A 15,114-nucleotide genomic window follows, 5' to 3' on the forward strand; every position below is an offset into this window, starting at 1 on the left:
TCTCACACGATGACGTCCGCCCTCGAGCCCAGCGCGCGCCATCCGCTCGTCCGCACCTCGGGGCGGTCGAGCACGTCGACCGTCGGCAGCACCCCGAGGTCGAGCTCCGCGAGCTCGGCGATGTCGGCGATCGGCACCTGGAACGTGCGGAATGCGCCGAGCGGCGGCGTCGCGAACCGGCCGCCGCTCGTGTCGACGAGGTCCGTCTGATCGAGCACGAAACCGGCCGCCGCGAGCCCGCTGTCCGTGCGCCACGCGGCGATCTTCCAGAAGCGTAGCGGCACCTGGATGCCGCGATAGGGCGGGTCGTCGCCATCGAGCACCGGGGCGGTGAAGACCGACAGCCGCTGATCGGTCGTCTCGGCGTACGCGAGCACGTGGTCCTCGAGGCCGAGCCAGAGCTCCTTCGACTGGTTGAAGCCCGCGGCCTGCGGCGCGGCGTTCGTGTAGAAGAACGTCGCCTCCATCGCGGCGCGCGCGTCGTTCACCGATCCCCAGCCCGGGTCTCGGCGGCGGACGAGGTGCCCGCGATCGAGGTCGTTGCCGGCATACACCGCGGGCCCGGTCTGCTCGCGCTCGGGCACACGCGGATCGAGGCGCCACTCGCCGCTGCGGCGCAGATCCTGCAGCTGAGCGCCGTCGATGTTCACGGCGGTGACCGCGGCCAGCCGGCGATCGGTGTCGAGGAGGACGGAGAACCGCGGATAGGCCAGCTCGCGGATGGCGCGGGCCGGGTCGGGCGCGGGAAGGGGGAGATCGATGTCGAGGAAGTCGGACGCATAGCCGTCTGAGGTCACGCGAGCAGTCTCGCGCGAACCTCGGACACTGTCGACGCCTGCGTCACGCCGGACGTTCGAGGCGGGCTCGTCCCTCGCGCTAATTGTGGCTATTGACAACGTTTCGGGCCCGCCCTACTCTTCAGAAAGTCTCGAACTAGCTTCCGAAAGTTTCGGAGCCGCGAGCACAGCAGCCGATCTCGAAGAGGAGAATCATGGTTCGTTCCACGCGCCGGACAACGTGGGTCCGCGCAGTCGCAGCAGCGGGGGTGGTGGCCGGCCTCGTCGCGACGAGCGCCTGCACGGCAGAGGGCGGAGACGCCGCCGAGGTCGACGTCGATGCGCAGTCGGTCGGGGCGATGGAGGACTTCGCCGCCGACGAGCAGTTCACGGCGACGGAGTCGTTCGACCTCTCGATGCTCTGGACCGACTGGCCCGAGGTGCCGGTCACCGACGACTGGCAGATCTTCGACGTCATCGAGGAGCGGACAGGCGTCTCGATCGACCTCACCCACATCCCGTTCAGCGACGCGACCGAGAAGCGCAGCCTGCTCATCTCGGCCGGCGACGCCCCCACAGTCATCCCGCTCGTCTACACGGGCGAGGAGGAGCCGTTCGTCTCGTCGGGCGCCGTCCTCCCCATCAGCGACTACGTCGAGTACATGCCGAACTTCCAGAAGTACGTCGAGGAGTGGGACCTCGGCGCGATGGTCGAGCGGCTCAAGCAGTCCGACGGCAAGTACTACATGCTGCCGGGCCTGCAGGAGGTTTCGGTCCCGGTCTTCACGCTCATCATCCGCAAGGACGTGTTCGACGAGGTCGGCGCTCCGGCGCCCGAGACCTGGGAGGACCTCCGCACGGGCCTCGAGCTCATCAAGGAGAAGTACCCCGACTCGAAGCCCCTGGCCGACGGCTTCGAGGGCCAGTCGATGCTCAACTACGCGGCCCACGCGTTCGGCACGCAGGCCGGATGGGGCTTCGGCGACGGCACGATCTGGAACGAGGAGAAGGGCGAGCTCGAGTACGCCGGCACGTCCGAGGGCTACCGCTCGATGGTCGAGTACTTCCACGGGCTCGTCGAGGCCGACCTGCTCGACACCGAGTCGTTCACGGCGGCTGACGCGGGCGGCGGCGCGGCGAACGTCGCGGAGAAGATCGCGAACAACCAGGTCTTCGCCGCCTCCGGCTCGAACGGCACGGTGAACGAGTTCGCGGCGGCCCTCGACGCGGCCGGCGTGACCGACTACGAGCTGGTCCAGCTCGCGCCCCCGGGCGGAGAGGCGGGCATGCTCGTCGAGCCGCGCAACTTCTGGAACGGGTTCATGCTGAGCGCCGACATCGCGGAGTCGCCGAACTTCATCGCGACGCTGCAGTTCCTCGACTGGCTCTACTACAACCCTGAGGCGCGCGAGCTGCTCCGCTGGGGCGTCGAGGGAGAGACCTACGACAAGGCGGCCGACGGCACGATCACCCTGAAGCCCGAGTTCTCGTACGACGACTTCAACATCAACCCCGACGGCGCGACCGACATCAAGAAGGATCTCGGATGGGGCAACGACGTGCTCGCGGGATCGACCGAGTCGCGAGAGCTCAAGGAGTCGTACAACGCACCGCAGTTCGTCGAGTACATCGACACCGTCCTGTCGACGCGGACGCCGCGCGACCCGAACCCGCCGGCCCCGCTCGACGAGGCCGAGCTCGAGCAGGCGTCGCTCCTGTCGACGCCGCTCTCTGACGCGGTCCGCACCGCGACGCTGCAGTTCATCCTCGGCGACCGCGACCTCTCCGAGTGGGACGCGTACGTCGCGGAGCTGGAGGCCGCAGGCCTGCAGACCTATGTCGATCTCATCGACGGCGCGCGCGAGCGCTTCGCGGAGCAGAACGGCTGACGCACTCCGGGTCGCCGCCGCGCGCGCGGCGGCGATCCGGAACCCGTCGAAGGGATGACGACATGACCTCCACGACCACGGGTGCGGCGCTCGCCGCAGACCCGTCCTCCGCTCCGCCGGGCGCGACGACGACCCGCGTGATCACGACCGCGGGCGGGCACCGCGGCCGCGCAGGGCGACGCGGCCGGACGCCCTGGCGCACCGCGCTGCGGCGGGACTGGCAGCTCTACGCCCTCGCCCTGCTGCCCCTGATCTTCTTCGCGATCTTCCGCTACGGCCCCATGATCGGCAACGTCATCGCGTTCCGCCGGTTCCGCCCCGGTGGGAGCATCCTCGGCGAGGAGTGGGTGGGCTTCCGCTACGTCGAGATGTTCATCAAGGACCCGGCCTTCTGGCAGGTGTTCGCGAACACGGCCATCCTCGGCGGCCTCACCCTCCTCGTGTGCTTCCCGCTGCCGATCATCCTCGCCCTCATGCTCAACGAGGTGCGCAAGCGCGCGTTCAAGCGCGTCGTGCAGTCGATCTCGTACCTGCCGCACTTCCTGTCGGTCGTGATCGTCGTCGGCATGGTCATGCAGCTGCTGTCGCTGCAGGGCACGGTCAACCAGATCATCACCGCGATGGGCGGCGAGGCCATCCCGTTCCTGCAGCGGCCGGAGTGGTTCCGCGCCGTCTACGTCGGGTCCGAGGCGTGGCAGACCGTCGGATGGGGGACCATCCTCTACCTCGCGGCGCTCACGACGATCGACGAGTCGCTCTACGAGGCCGCGCGCATCGACGGCGCGAACCGGCTGCAGCAGATCTGGCACGTGACGCTCCCGGGCATCCGGCCGACGATGATCACGCTGCTCATCCTCAACATCGGGTCGTTCCTCAACGTCGGGTTCGAGAAGGTGCTGCTCCTCTACAACCCGCTGACGTACTCGACGGGAGACGTCATCTCGACGTACCTGTACCGCGTCGGCCTCGTGTCGAACAACCTCAGCTACGCCGCCGCGATCGGACTCTTCCAGGCCCTCATCGGCCTCGTGATGGTCCTCGGCGCGAACTACCTGTCCCGGCGAATGGTGGGAACGAGCCTGTGGTGACTCTTGCTCAGCGGGCGCCGTCCCGCACTGTCGGCAATCGCGACTCCGTCGGGTACCGCGTGTTCACGGTCGTGAACACGGGCCTGCTCATCCTCGTGTGCCTCGCGATGCTCTATCCGTTCATCACGGTGCTCGCGCAGTCGTTCAGCTCGTCGGGCGCGATCAAGGCCGGGCAGGTGAGCTTCTGGCCCGTCGACTTCAACGTCGACACCTACGCGGCCGTGATCGGCAACGGGATGTTCTGGCGCAACTACGGCAACACCGTGCTCTACACGGTCGTCGGAACGGCGATCGCGATGGCGCTGACGACGTCGTACGCGTACGTCCTCTCGAAGCACCACCTCCGCGGGCGCCGTCTGCTGATCGGCATCGCCGTCTTCACGATGTTCTTCAACGGCGGCCTCGTGCCGAACTACGTGCTCATCTCGTCGCTCGGCATGAAGAACACGATGTGGGCGATCGTGCTGCCCGGCGCGATCTCGGTTTTCAACCTGCTCGTGATGAAGTCGTTCTTCGAGAACCTCCCGCACGAGCTCGAGGAGGCCGCGCAGATCGACGGGCTCGGATGGTTCGGGATCTTCACGCGCATCGTCCTGCCGCTGTCGAAAGCCGTGATCGCGACGATGATCCTGTTCTACTCGGTCGCGTTCTGGAACGACTGGTTCAGCGCGTTCCTGTATCTCGACAAGAACGAGCTCTTCCCGGTCACGCTGTTCCTGCGGAACCTCATCGCGGGCGCCTCCACGACCGCGAGCGAGAGCGCGGCCGTGGGCAGCACCGCGGCCGACCTCAACGCGAACATCCAGTCGGTCACGATGATCCTCACGGTCATCCCGATCCTCTGCGTGTACCCGTTCGTGCAGCGCTACTTCGTCTCGGGCGTCATGCTCGGCTCGGTGAAGGGCTGACGGATGGCCGCCGAGCTCGTCGACGAGGTGGGCACCGGGGTCCTCTCCCGGGCCACGGCCGTCGTGTACCGCTGGATCGTCCTCGCGGCGTTCCTCGCGCTGATGGGCGCGCCGACCCTGCTCGCGTGGATGGCGCTCGGCCTCGCCGACGGCGTCTCGCCCGCGCTCTACGTCGTGGCGCTCCTCCCGGTCGCGCCGGCTCTCTCGGCGGCGCTCTACGCGCAGCGCGCGTGGGCGGAGGCGCCCGACCTCCGCCCCGCGCGCGCCCTGTGGCGCGGGCTCGCGCGGAACGCGAAGGATGTCGCGCTCTGGTGGGCGCCCGTCCTCGCGGCGGCCGCGATCCTCGTCGTGAACGCGACCGGAGCGGATGCCGCGCCCGGCGGCGCCGTGCTGCGTCCGGTCGCGATCGTGCTGCTCGCGGTGCTCGTGCTCTGGTCGGGGCACCTGCTCGTCGTGACCGCGTACTTCTCGTTCCGCACGCGCGACGCCCTCCGGATCGCGGCGGCCGAGCTCTTCTCCCAGTGGCGCGCCACCCTCGGGTTCGCGTCGCTCGCGATCGTCGCGGCCGCGGTCGTGGCGCTCGCGTCCGAAGCCGTCCTCCTGCTGTGCGCGTGGGCCTTCGCGCTCCTCCTGCGCAGCGTCTCCCGTCCTGTCGAAGCCGATGTGAAAGCGAGATTCACCCGATGACCGATGTCCTCACCTCCTCCCGATACCGCCACCGCGAGGTGGACGCGAGCGTGCTCGTGCGCGGCGCCGACGGGGAGCCCCTCCGCGAGCACGACGTGACCGTGGCGCAGCTGCGCCACGAGATCGGGTTCGGATGCACGGCTCCCGGTGTGCCGGGGGAGGGGCCGCTCGCGCGCTGGCTCGACCTGTTCGACACGGCGACCCTGCAGTTCTACTGGGGGCGCTACGAGCCGGAGCCCGGGCAGACGAAGGAGGCCGAGCTGACGCGGCAGGCGCGCGCGCTGAGCGGGCACGGGGTGCGGCTCAAGGGCCATCCGCTCGTCTGGCACACGGTCAAGGCGCCCTGGGTCGACGCCCTCCCGCTGGATGAGGCCGAGGTGGCCCTGCGCGGCCGCATCCGCCGCGAGGTGAGCGCGTTCGCGGGCCTCGTCGACACGTGGGACGTCGTCAACGAGGCCGTGATCATGCCCCGCTTCGAGAACGAGCCCGACGGCATCCGCAACGCCATCACGCGCCTGTGCGAGAAGCACGGCCGCGTGGAGTTCATCCGGATGGCCGTCGACGAGGCGCGCGCGGTGAACCCCGACGCGGTGCTCGTCCTCAACGACTTCGATCTCGGGCCCGACTATGAGCGGCTCATCGAGGAGGTGCTCGACGCGGGCGTGCGCATCGACGCGATCGGCCTGCAGTCGCACATGCACCAGGGCTTCCGCGGCGAGGAGCAGGTGCACGCCATCTGCGAGCGCTTCGCGCGCTTCGGGCTGCCCCTGCACTGGACCGAGACGTCCCTCGTCTCGGGCGACCTCATGCCGAAGCACATCGACGACCTCAACGACTACGTCGTCGAGGATTGGCCGTCGACCCCGGAAGGGGAGGAGCGGCAGGCCGACGAGATCGTGCGGCACTACCGCACGCTCGTCGAGCATCCGTCGGTCGCGGCCATCACCTACTGGGGCTTCGACGACGCCACGGCGTGGCTGAACGCTCCGAGCGGCCTCATCCGCCGCGACGGCTCGCCGAAGCCCGCGTACGACGCGCTGCGCGACCTGGTCCGCGGCGAGTGGTGGCTCGAGCCGACGACCGTGCGGACCGACGCCGACGGGCGGCTTCCGCTGCGGGCGTTCGCGGGCGAGTTCGAGGTGACCGCCGCCGGGCGGCGCGGCGTGCTCTCGGCGGCCGCGGGCGTCTCGGACGCCGAGGTCGAGCTGCGCTGATCCAAGGGTGCCGGGGCCTGCGAGCCCCGGCACCCTCGGGCATAGGATGTTCCGGAAGTCTCGGCGGGGAGGGTGCGGATGCCACGAGGCGGCGCGACGATCGCGACGATCGCCAGAGAGGTCGGCGTCTCGGTGCCCACGGTCTCGCGTGTGCTCAACGGGCGCAGCGACGTCGCCCCCGCGACGCGTCGCCGCGTCGAGGAGGCCCTCGCGCGGCACGACTACCGCAAGCCCGTCGGGCCGGCATCCCCCACGAAGACCGCGGGGCTTCTCGACCTCGTCTTCCACGAGTTCGGCAGCTCGTGGGCGCAGGAGATCATCGTCGGCGTCGAGAAGGCGGCGGCGCCGCGTCGCGTCGGCGTCGTGCTCAGCGAGCTCGGCGGCTCCCACCGCCCGCCGCAGGAGTGGATCGACAGCATCACGGCCCGCGGCACGCGCGGCGTGCTCCTCGTGCTCTCGCGCCTCGACGACACGCAGCAGCGGCAGCTCATGGCCCGGTCGATCCCCTTCGTCGTGCTCGACACCGACGGCGAGACACCCGCCGGCGTGCCCACCGTGGGGTCGAACAACTGGAGCGGCGGCCTCGCGGCGACGCGGCACCTCATCGAGCTCGGGCATCGCCGCGTCGCCATCATCTCGGGGCCGGAGAACGTGCTGTGCTCGCGCGCCCGTGTCGACGGCTTCCGCAGCGCGCACACCGAGATCGGGCTCGACGTCGACCCGTCGCTCGTCCGCTGGGGCACGTTCGAGGTCGAGGGCGGCTACGAGCACGGTCTCGAGCTCCTGCGCCGATCGGATCGGCCGACCGCGGTGTTCGCGGGGTCCGACGTGCAGGCACTCGGGTTCATCCGCGCCGCGCACGAGCTCGGCCTGCGGGTGCCCGAGGACGTCTCCGTCGTCGGCTACGACGACCTGCCGCTCGCGTCGTGGCTCGCGCCGTCGCTCACGACCGTGCGCCAGCCCCTCGCCGAGATGGCGGCGCTCGCGACGCAGATGCTCATCGCGCTCTCGGATGGCGAGCCCCTCGCGTCGCAGAAGGTCGAGCTCGGGACCGAGCTCATCATCCGGGAGTCGACCGCTCCGCCGGCGTGAGACGCCCTCCCGCCGCGCCCGCATCCGCGCGATGATGGGAGCGAGCCGCTTCTCGGCTCCGATCGCGGGAGAGCGATGACCACACGGGCGGGCGACATCGCCGCGGACGCCGGGCAGAGGCGACGCGCGGCGGGAGCCGGCGCGGCCGCCGTGATCCTCGGCGCCGGCCTCGGCGAGCTCATTGCCGCATGGTGGGCTCCGGCGTCGCGGCCGACGGCGGTCGTCGGCGCGGCGCTCATCGATCTCGCGCCGCCGTGGGCCAAGGACCTCGCGATCGCGCTGTTCGGCACCGCCGACAAGATCGCCCTGCTCGTCGGCATCGCGCTCGTGCTCGCCGCGGTCGGCGCCGGCGCCGGGCTGCTGCAGCGCGCGCGGCCGCACTGGGGCGCCGTCGCCCTCCTCGCGGTCGGACTGGTCGGGGTCGCGGCCGCCCTCACGCGGGCCGACGCCGACGCGCTCTCCGCGGTCCCGTCCGCCGTCGCGGGGATCCTGTCCGCGGCGGCCTTCCCCGTCCTGGTGCCGACGCGCTGCGGAGGCCCGCGCGGCGACGGGCTCTCGCGGCGGCGCTTCCTCCTGCTCACCGTGTCCGCGGCGGTCGTGGGTGCGGCGGCCGCGGTCGCGTCGACGACGAGCCGCGTCGCGAGGAGCGCGGTCGCGGCCATCCGCGACGCCCTCGTGCTGCCGCGCGCGTCGACGCGCGCGACGGTGCCCGCGTCGGCGTCCCTCGACATCGAGGGGATCGCTCCCGTGATCACCCCGAACGACGCGTTCTACCGCATCGACACCGCCCTCGTCGTGCCCGAGCTCGCCCCCGCCGACTGGAGGCTCCGCATCCACGGCCTCGTCGACCATCCGTACGAGCTCACCTGGGGCGACCTCTTGGCCCTGCCGCTCGAGGAGTCGGTCACGACGCTCGCGTGCGTGTCGAACCCCGTCGGCGGCGACCTCATCGGCAACGCCGTCTGGCTCGGATATCCCGTGCGCGAGCTCCTCGCGCGGGCGGCGCCGCAGCCCGATGCCGACATGGTGCTGTCGCGCTCGGTCGACGGCTTCACGGCGGGGACTCCGCTCGAGGCGCTCACCGACGCTCGCAACGCGATCCTCGCAGTCGGGATGAACGGCGAGCCCCTCCCGCTCGCGCACGGCTTCCCCGCGCGGCTCGTCGTGCCCGGCCTCTACGGCTACGTGTCCGCGACGAAGTGGGTGGTCGAGCTGGAGGTCACGCGCTTCGATCGCGCGCGGGCGTACTGGACGGATCGCGGATGGTCCGAGCGTGGCCCGATCAAGCTGCAGTCGCGCATCGACGTGCCGCGCAGCGGCGCTGTCGCGGCGGGCCGGGTCGTCATCGCGGGCGTCGCGTGGCAGCAGCATGTGGGCGTCGCGCGCGTCGAGGTGAGCATCGACGACGGGGCATGGCAGGACGCCGAGCTCGCGACGGCGATCTCCGACGACACGTGGGTGCAGTGGTCCGCCGCGGCCGATCTCGCTCCCGGGGAGCACACCATCCGCTGCCGCGCCGTGAGCGCGGACGGCGAGGTGCAGACGGGGGAGGCCGCGCCGGTCGTCCCCGACGGCGCGACCGGCTGGCACACGGTGCGCGTCACGGCGCGCTGACCCCGGGGTCGAATCCGGCTCACGGATCGGTCATAGAGGCCGCATAGATCGGGTTCCTACCGTCGAGGGCATGGAGCAGAACCCCCAACTCACCCAGCCGCGACACCGACTCGTCTTCCGTCGCAAGCCTCTCTGGATCGCCTCGACGCTCGTCGTCGGAGGGCTCGCGCTCGCGGGCTGCTCGGCCGTCGCGCAGACGGCGACCGATACGACGTCTGAGTCGTCGTCGACGACGGCCTCCTCGTCGACCGCCTCGACTGCAGGGGACGCGATCATCACGGCCTCGACGGGCTCGGAGGATGCGACGACGACGCAGGAGACGATCGCCGACACGACGGCCGCGGTGGAAGCGCTCCTCGCGACGCTGTCGGACGAGCAGGTCGAGGCGGTGACGTACGACTACGACGACGAGACGAAGACGACGTCCTGGTCGAACTTCCCGGTGACGTTCGTCGAGCGCGCGGGCCTCAACCTCGCGGAGCTGACCGATGAGCAGCAGGAGGCCGCGATGGCGGTGCTCGAGGCGCTGCTGAGCGACGACGCGTACGCCACGGTGACGGCGATCATGGGCGGAGACCAGTACCTGCTGGAGAACAGCAGCACGACCGAGTCGTCGCTGGGCCAGTACTACATCGCGTTCTTCGGCGACGCGTCCGACACGGACGCGTACGCGGTGCAGTTCGGCGGGCACCACCTCGGCATCAACGCCGACCTGAACGGCTCGGAGAACGCGATCACCTTCGCGCCGACGCACCTCGGGGTGCAGCCGGCGGTGTACACGAACGAGGATGGCGAGGAGGTGCAGCCCTTCGACGCGATCTACACCGACGCGTTCGCCTTCTACGACAGTCTCACGGCGGAGCAGCAGGCCACGCTGACCTCGGGGGAGGTGACGTTCTGCGCTCCCGGCGATACCTGCGAGTACGAGAGCGGAGCCGGTCTCTCGGGAGCGGACCTCACTGACGAGCAGAAGGAGCTGCTGCTCGAGCTCATCGCGAACTGGGCGGGCATGGCGGACGAGGAGACGACGGAGACCGAGCTGGCCGAGATCGAGGCGACGCTCGATGAGACGATCATCGCCTGGTCGGGCGAGACGACCTACGACATGAGCACGGGAGACGGGATCAACTTCTCGATCTCCGGCCCGAACGTCTACCTCGCGTTCCAGGCGCAGGGCGGTTCGGCCGGTGCTGACGTGGAGGGCGTGTCGACCAGCGGGTGGGGTCACGTGCACACGATCTACCGCGATCCGTCGAACGACTACGCGAACAGCGTCGAGCAGCAGGCGGCGACCGGCGGCACAGGCGGCGGCGCACCCGGCGGAGAGATGCCGTCGGGCGAGCCGCCCGCCGACGGAGAGGCGCCCTCGGGTGCGGCAGCCGAGGGGAGCTGACCCCGCCTACTCCTTGACGAGCCACATCGTCTGATGCGACGTGATGCGGTTGACGGCGGGCAGGCGCGAGAGCTTCGGCAGGGTCTCGAGCGCGTACTGGTCCTGATCCGCGACGAGGATGCGCAGGTAGTAGTCGGGCTGCCCGAACATGCGGCGCAGCTCGAAGACCTCGGGCACGGCGCTCGCGGCGGCCTCGAAGTCCTCGATCGTCTGGCCGTCGTTGACGGCGATGTCGATCGACGCGATCACCTCGAAGCCGCGCCCCGCGGCCTTCGGGTCGAGCACGGCACGGTACCCGCGGATGACTCCGGTCGCCTCGAGGCGCTGCACGCGGCGCAGGCACGGGGCCGGCGTGAGGCCGACGCGGCGGGCGAGCTCGAGGTTCGTCAGACGCGCGTCCGCCGTGAGCTCGCGGATGATTGCGTGGTCGATGTCATCCAGCTCGTGTCTATTGCGCACGACTCGATTATGCCGCGTGATCTCGCAAGCACTGTGCGCGCTGATTTCCTTACGATTGCGGTGTGACCACATCCGTCCGCTCCCCGCGCGCGACCGGCGACATCCGGGCCGGCGCGCGCACGGTCGCCCCGGCCTGCCTCGCGGTGATCCCGCTCGGGCTCGCGCTCGGCGTCCTCGTCGTGCAGTCGGGGCTCGACTGGTGGTGGGGGCCCGTCATCGCGGCGTTCGTGTTCGCCGGGTCGCTCGAGTTCCTCCTCGTGGGGATGATCGCGGCCGCCGCGCCGCTCGCGCAGATCGCGGTGAGCGCCCTGCTCGTGAACTTCCGTCACGTGTTCTATGCGCTCTCCTTCCCGCTGCACCGCGTGCGCGGGCGCGGCGCGCGGGCCTACAGCACGTTCGCGCTCACCGACGAGGCCTATGCCCTCACCGCGACGCCGGAGTCCGCGGGCTGGAGCGGTGCGCGCATCCTCGCGATCCAGGGGCTCTTCCACGGCTCCTGGGTGGCGAGCGTCGCGGCGGGCTCGGCGCTCGGCGTGCTCATCCCGCCGCAGGTCGTGGGGCTCGACTTCGCCGTGACGGCGCTGTTCGTCGTCCTGAGCATCGATGCGTACCGCATCCGGCGGTCCATCCCGGTCGCCGTGGTCGCCCTGCTCTGCGCGCTCATCGCCGCGGTCGTGACGCCGCACGACATGCTGCTCACGGCCATGGGCCTGTTCCTCGCGGCGCTCGTCGGCCGGTTCCTCATCGAGCGGAAGGGGTCGCGCCGTGGATGAGCGGTACATCGCCGCGGCGATCGCGATCTCGGGGCTCATCACGTGGGCGCTGCGTGCGGTGCCCTTCGCACTCCTGCGTCCGCTGCGCGACAGCGAGCTGCTCGCCTACGTGGGCGAGCGGATGCCCCTCGGCGTGATGATCATCCTGGCGGTCTACACGCTCCACGACGTCCGCCCGGAGATGGCGTCGGCGCTGCCGCCCCTTGTCGCGCTGGCGGTCACGGTCGCCCTGCACCTGTGGCGCAGCAACGCCGTGCTGAGCCTCTTCGCCGGCACGGTCGTGTGCACCGTGCTCGCCTCGACGCTCGCCGCCTGGGCCTGACCGCGGGGTCGGCGGCCGATAGGCTCGATCCCCATGGCCATTGGCGCGACGATCCACACCTTCACGGTCCAGCTGGCGGACGTCGACCGCGGCGTCTACGACGAGCTCGTCCTCCGCGTCGCGCGCCATCCGTCCGAGACGGACGCCTACATGGCGACGCGGGTGCTGGCGTACTGCCTCGAGCACGCGGAGGGGATCGCGTTCGGCGAGGGGGTCTCGTCGACGGATGAGCCCGCCGTGCTCGTGCGCGATCTCACCGGCGCGATCACCGCGTGGATCGAGGTCGGCGCGCCCGACGCCGAGCGGCTCCACTTCGCGAGCAAGCTCGCCGAGCGCACCGCGGTGTACACCCATCGCGACCCCGCGAAGGTCGTCGCGGCGCTCGCGGGCAAGACGATCCACCGGGCCGACGACATCGTCGTGCACAGCTTCGACCCGGGCTTCATCGACGATCTCGTGCGCGTGCTCGAGCGGCGCAACACGATGACCGTCTCGGTCTCCGACCGCCACCTCTACGTCGACCTCAACGGGTCGAGCTTCAGCTCCGCCGTCCACGATCACGCGATCGCCTGACGCGAAGAGCCCCGTCCCGTCCGAATGCGGTCGGACGAGACGGGGCTCGGGTGCGGTCGGGGCGGCGTCCGCGCCTCACGTGAAGCGGCGACGGTACACGGCCAGGGACGCGAGGTACGCGACGACGAGGATCCCGATGCACCACGCGAGCGCGACCCACAGGTCGGCGCCCACGGGCTGCTCCGCGAGCAGGCTCCGGATGCTGTTCACGATCGACGTCACGGGCTGGTTCTCGGCGAACCAGCGCACGGGCCCCGGCATCGACTCCGTGGGGACGAACGCCGAGCTGATGAACGGCAGGAAGATGAGCGGGTACGAGAACGCACTCGCGCCATCCACCGTCTTGGCCGACAGGCCCGCGATCACGGCGACCCACGTGAGGGCGAGGGTGAAGACCGTGACGATCCCGGCGACCCCGAGCCAGGCGCCGAATCCCGCGGGCGAGCGGAAGCCCATCAGCAGGGCCACGAGCACGACCACGAGCACCGACACGAGGTTCGCGACGACCGAGGTCGCCACGTGGGCCCACAGCACGGCCGAGCGCGCGATCGGCATCGACTGGAACCGCTCGAGGATGCCGCCCTGCAGATCCATGAAGAGCCGGTACGCTGTGTAGGCGATGCCCGACGCCACGGTGATGAGCAGGATGCCCGGCAGCAGGTAGTCGACGTACGATCCCGCTCCCGTCTCGATCGCGCCGCCGAGCACGAAGACGAACAGCAGCATGAGCGCGATCGGCGTGACGACCGTCGTGATGATGGTGTCGGGGCTGCGCCCGATGTGCCGCAGCGAGCGCCCGGTGAGGACGGCCGTGTCGGCGAGGACATGAGCGGTCATGCCGCTTCTCCTTCCGTGTCGCCCACGAGCGCGAGGAACACGTCCTCGAGGCTGGGCTGCTTCTCGATGTACTCCACCTCGGCCGGCGGCAGCAGCCGCTTGAGCTCGGCGAGCGTGCCGTTCACGATGATCCGGCCGCGGTGCAGGATGGCGATGCGGTCGGCGAGCTGCTCGGCCTCGTCGAGATACTGCGTCGTGAGCAGGACGGTCGTGCCGCCGGCCGCAAGCTCCCTGACCGTCTCCCACACCTCGATGCGCGCCTCGGGGTCGAGACCGGTGGTCGGCTCGTCGAGGAAGATGATCGACGGATCGCCGATCAGGCTCATCGCGATGTCGAGGCGGCGGCGCATGCCGCCCGAGTACTCGCCCGCCTTGCGGTCGGCCGCGGCCGTGAGCGAGAAGCGCTCGAGCAGCTCGTCCGCGACGGCGCGCGGGTTCGCCAGGTGACGCAGCCGCGCCACGAGCACGAGGTTCTCGCGGCCCGTCAGCACCTCGTCGACTGCCGCGAACTGGCCCGTGAGGCTGATCGCCTCGCGAACCTTCCCGGCCTGCGTCGCGACGTCGAGCCCCGCGACCTGCGCGCGGCCGGCGTCGGCCGCGAGCAGGGTCGAGAGGATCCTCACGAGCGTCGTCTTGCCCGCGCCGTTCGACCCGAGCAGCGCGAAGATGCTGCCGGGCGCCACCTCGAAGTCGACGCCGCGCAGGACGGCGAGGTCCTTGTAGGACTTCTCGATCCCCTGCACGCGGATGGCCGGCGCGGTCATGATCGCCCTCCCGTCGCGTCGTCGACGGCCTTGCGGAGCCGCTCGCGCTCCCGGTCGATCCACTGACGGCTCCGATACGAGCGCACGAAGTCGTCCGCGAACTCGACCGGGTCGTCGCCCACGATCTCGCGCACGGCCATCCCGTCGACCGCCGCGCGCTCGAAGAGGTCGGCGAGGTCGCCGAGCATCGTGATCATCGTGTCGCCGTCGGTGATGCCGCCCTGGTACATGAGGTAGCGGTCGACCGCCTGCGCGACCGTGCGGTGCGGCTCGGGGAGCTCCTCGATCCGCGCCTTGTACTGCCGGTACTGCTTCTTCTGCTCGAGCGAGCCCGTGAGGGCTTCGATCCACTTCGCTGCCATGGTCACCTCTCCTTGTCGTCGTGGAGCTGTTCGATGCGCTCTGCGAGGAAGCTCCACGTCCTCCAGAACTCGGCAAGCTGCTCGCGCCCCTGCGGGTTGAGCGAGTACACCTTGCGCGGCGGGCCCTTCTCCGACGGGACCTTCTCGACGTCGACGAACCCCTTCTGCTCGATCCGGACGAGCAGGGCGTAGACGGTGCCCTCGGCGAGGTCCGTGAACCCCTGCTCGCGCAGCCGCGCCGTGATCTCGTAGCCGTACGCGGGCCGCCCGGCCAGGAGCGCGAGCACGATGCCCTCGAGCGTGCCCTTGAGCATCTCGGTCATCTGATTGCCCATCGCTCACCTCCTCTACTCTGTGTTGCTG

At 70.5% G+C, this 15,114-nt stretch carries 17 protein-coding genes; 11 read left to right on the forward strand and 6 right to left on the reverse strand.

What is annotated here, in order from left to right; all coding sequences use genetic code 11:
• Positions 1–2 precede the first annotated feature (2 nt).
• Positions 3–797 carry a DNA/RNA non-specific endonuclease gene (locus tag ACOWU6_RS02570; RefSeq protein ID WP_421074612.1) on the reverse strand — a complete coding sequence of 265 codons (795 nt, stop codon included), beginning with the start codon at positions 795–797 and terminating at the stop codon, positions 3–5.
• Between the two features lie 194 nt (positions 798–991).
• Between ACOWU6_RS02570 and ACOWU6_RS02575 the strand changes: the two genes are divergently transcribed.
• The 8 genes from ACOWU6_RS02575 to ACOWU6_RS02610 all read left to right on the forward strand — a co-directional run bounded on the left by ACOWU6_RS02575 (position 992) and on the right by ACOWU6_RS02610 (position 10,661).
• Positions 992–2,665 carry an extracellular solute-binding protein gene (locus tag ACOWU6_RS02575; RefSeq protein ID WP_421074613.1) on the forward strand — a complete coding sequence of 558 codons (1,674 nt, stop codon included), beginning with the start codon at positions 992–994 and terminating at the stop codon, positions 2,663–2,665.
• Positions 2,666–2,727: 62 nt separating this feature from the next.
• Positions 2,728–3,753, forward strand: coding sequence for an ABC transporter permease (locus ACOWU6_RS02580; protein WP_421074614.1), 1,026 nt, complete (start codon positions 2,728–2,730; stop codon positions 3,751–3,753).
• Positions 3,747–4,661: a carbohydrate ABC transporter permease gene (locus ACOWU6_RS02585; RefSeq protein WP_416383275.1), complete on the forward strand. Its 915-nt coding sequence runs from the start codon at positions 3,747–3,749 to the stop codon at positions 4,659–4,661. Before ACOWU6_RS02580 ends, ACOWU6_RS02585 begins: the two co-directional genes overlap by 7 nt.
• Before the next feature lie 3 nt (positions 4,662–4,664).
• Positions 4,665–5,348: a hypothetical protein gene (locus ACOWU6_RS02590; RefSeq protein ID WP_271173106.1), complete on the forward strand. Its 684-nt coding sequence runs from the start codon at positions 4,665–4,667 to the stop codon at positions 5,346–5,348.
• On the forward strand, positions 5,345–6,562 hold the full coding sequence (locus ACOWU6_RS02595; RefSeq protein ID WP_421074615.1) for an endo-1,4-beta-xylanase: 1,218 nt from the start codon (positions 5,345–5,347) through the stop codon (positions 6,560–6,562). Before ACOWU6_RS02590 ends, ACOWU6_RS02595 begins: the two co-directional genes overlap by 4 nt.
• Before the next feature lie 78 nt (positions 6,563–6,640).
• Positions 6,641–7,654, forward strand: coding sequence for a LacI family DNA-binding transcriptional regulator (locus ACOWU6_RS02600; RefSeq protein ID WP_271173104.1), 1,014 nt, complete (start codon positions 6,641–6,643; stop codon positions 7,652–7,654).
• A gap of 75 nt (positions 7,655–7,729) precedes the next feature.
• Entirely contained in the window at positions 7,730–9,268 is a 1,539-nt protein-coding gene (locus ACOWU6_RS02605; protein WP_421074616.1) for a molybdopterin-dependent oxidoreductase, read from the forward strand.
• Positions 9,269–9,338: 70 nt separating this feature from the next.
• Positions 9,339–10,661 carry a DUF3500 domain-containing protein gene (locus ACOWU6_RS02610; protein ID WP_421074617.1) on the forward strand — a complete coding sequence of 441 codons (1,323 nt, stop codon included), beginning with the start codon at positions 9,339–9,341 and terminating at the stop codon, positions 10,659–10,661.
• 6 nt (positions 10,662–10,667) lie between these two features.
• Here ACOWU6_RS02610 and ACOWU6_RS02615 read toward each other — a convergent pair whose 3' ends face one another.
• On the reverse strand, positions 10,668–11,120 hold the full coding sequence (locus ACOWU6_RS02615) for an Lrp/AsnC family transcriptional regulator (protein ID WP_421074618.1): 453 nt from the start codon (positions 11,118–11,120) through the stop codon (positions 10,668–10,670).
• Between the two features lie 62 nt (positions 11,121–11,182).
• On the opposite strand from ACOWU6_RS02615, the gene ACOWU6_RS02620 reads away from it, so the two are divergent.
• Genes ACOWU6_RS02620 through ACOWU6_RS02630 form a run of 3 tightly spaced genes read left to right on the forward strand, consistent with a single transcriptional unit; the run spans position 11,183 to position 12,788 of the window.
• Positions 11,183–11,893: an AzlC family ABC transporter permease gene (locus ACOWU6_RS02620; protein WP_421074619.1), complete on the forward strand. Its 711-nt coding sequence runs from the start codon at positions 11,183–11,185 to the stop codon at positions 11,891–11,893.
• Positions 11,886–12,215 carry a branched-chain amino acid transporter permease gene (locus tag ACOWU6_RS02625; protein ID WP_421074620.1) on the forward strand — a complete coding sequence of 110 codons (330 nt, stop codon included), beginning with the start codon at positions 11,886–11,888 and terminating at the stop codon, positions 12,213–12,215. The genes ACOWU6_RS02620 and ACOWU6_RS02625 overlap by 8 nt, the downstream gene beginning before the upstream one ends.
• Positions 12,216–12,248: 33 nt before the next feature.
• Positions 12,249–12,788 (forward strand): YaeQ family protein, encoded by a 540-nt coding sequence (locus ACOWU6_RS02630; protein WP_271173099.1) that lies wholly within the window; start codon positions 12,249–12,251, stop codon positions 12,786–12,788.
• Positions 12,789–12,863: 75 nt separating this feature from the next.
• On the opposite strand, the gene ACOWU6_RS02635 is transcribed toward ACOWU6_RS02630, so the two are convergent.
• Genes ACOWU6_RS02635 through ACOWU6_RS02650 form a run of 4 tightly spaced genes read right to left on the reverse strand, consistent with a single transcriptional unit; the run spans position 12,864 to position 15,086 of the window.
• A complete protein-coding gene (locus ACOWU6_RS02635) occupies positions 12,864–13,625 on the reverse strand; it encodes an ABC transporter permease (protein WP_271173098.1) in 762 nt (253 codons plus the stop codon).
• On the reverse strand, positions 13,622–14,389 hold the full coding sequence (locus ACOWU6_RS02640; protein ID WP_421074621.1) for an ABC transporter ATP-binding protein: 768 nt from the start codon (positions 14,387–14,389) through the stop codon (positions 13,622–13,624). The genes ACOWU6_RS02635 and ACOWU6_RS02640 overlap by 4 nt, the downstream gene beginning before the upstream one ends.
• Positions 14,386–14,751, reverse strand: a complete 366-nt coding sequence (locus tag ACOWU6_RS02645) for a DUF1048 domain-containing protein (RefSeq protein WP_282978956.1) — start codon at positions 14,749–14,751, stop codon at positions 14,386–14,388. Before ACOWU6_RS02645 ends, ACOWU6_RS02640 begins: the two co-directional genes overlap by 4 nt.
• 2 nt (positions 14,752–14,753) lie before the next feature.
• Entirely contained in the window at positions 14,754–15,086 is a 333-nt protein-coding gene (locus tag ACOWU6_RS02650; RefSeq protein WP_421074622.1) for a PadR family transcriptional regulator, read from the reverse strand.
• Positions 15,087–15,114: the final 28 nt, after the last annotated feature.

The organism is Microbacterium sp. SA156 (assembly GCF_049065455.1).
GTDB classification, from domain to species: domain Bacteria; phylum Actinomycetota; class Actinomycetes; order Actinomycetales; family Microbacteriaceae; genus Microbacterium; species Microbacterium barkeri.

Bases quoted from the DNA above. Each gene is read 5' to 3' on its own strand.
- ACOWU6_RS02605 (WP_421074616.1), top strand. From the start codon at position 7,730: ATGACCACACGGGCGGGCGACATCGCCGCGGACGCCGGGCAGAGGCGA.
- ACOWU6_RS02580 (WP_421074614.1), top strand. From the start codon at position 2,728: ATGACCTCCACGACCACGGGTGCGGCGCTCGCCGCAGACCCGTCCTCC.
- ACOWU6_RS02600 (WP_271173104.1), top strand. From the start codon at position 6,641: ATGCCACGAGGCGGCGCGACGATCGCGACGATCGCCAGAGAGGTCGGC.
- ACOWU6_RS02590 (WP_271173106.1), top strand. From the start codon at position 4,665: ATGGCCGCCGAGCTCGTCGACGAGGTGGGCACCGGGGTCCTCTCCCGG.
- ACOWU6_RS02635 (WP_271173098.1), bottom strand. From the start codon at position 13,625: ATGACCGCTCATGTCCTCGCCGACACGGCCGTCCTCACCGGGCGCTCG.
- ACOWU6_RS02650 (WP_421074622.1), bottom strand. From the start codon at position 15,086: ATGGGCAATCAGATGACCGAGATGCTCAAGGGCACGCTCGAGGGCATC.
- ACOWU6_RS02575 (WP_421074613.1), top strand. From the start codon at position 992: ATGGTTCGTTCCACGCGCCGGACAACGTGGGTCCGCGCAGTCGCAGCA.
- ACOWU6_RS02610 (WP_421074617.1), top strand. From the start codon at position 9,339: ATGGAGCAGAACCCCCAACTCACCCAGCCGCGACACCGACTCGTCTTC.
- ACOWU6_RS02640 (WP_421074621.1), bottom strand. From the start codon at position 14,389: ATGACCGCGCCGGCCATCCGCGTGCAGGGGATCGAGAAGTCCTACAAG.
- ACOWU6_RS02645 (WP_282978956.1), bottom strand. From the start codon at position 14,751: ATGGCAGCGAAGTGGATCGAAGCCCTCACGGGCTCGCTCGAGCAGAAG.
- ACOWU6_RS02595 (WP_421074615.1), top strand. From the start codon at position 5,345: ATGACCGATGTCCTCACCTCCTCCCGATACCGCCACCGCGAGGTGGAC.
- ACOWU6_RS02630 (WP_271173099.1), top strand. From the start codon at position 12,249: ATGGCCATTGGCGCGACGATCCACACCTTCACGGTCCAGCTGGCGGAC.